Here is a 248-nt window from a genome sequence, read left to right as displayed (position 1 = left end):
ACATATTTATCCTTTCAAAACTTCTCGCATAGGCGAGCTGGCTACCGTGAATCCTGGTACCGATCTCACCGTCGTTGATGCCAGTGGCAAACAGCCGATCGTTCTGTTGCAGGGTTATCAAATGCAGGGCAGTGAAAACACGCTCTACCTGGCGGCAGGTCAACGGCTGGCGCTAGCCACATTAAGTGAAGAAGGTATCAAGGCGCTCACGGTAAACGGGGAATGGCAGGCTGACGAATACGGCAATC

1 protein-coding gene is annotated in these 248 nt (G+C 52.4%); it reads left to right on the top strand.

Features of this window, described 5'->3' with window-relative positions:
• On the top strand, positions 1–248 hold a 248-nt coding region (locus tag FN960_RS24590), incomplete at both ends, for a hypothetical protein (RefSeq protein WP_221936874.1).

Source organism: Alkalicoccobacillus porphyridii, assembly GCF_007293315.1.
Taxonomy (GTDB): domain Bacteria; phylum Bacillota; class Bacilli; order Bacillales; family Bacillaceae_D; genus Alkalicoccobacillus; species Alkalicoccobacillus porphyridii.
This window is presented reverse-complemented; position numbering and strand designations above follow the sequence as displayed.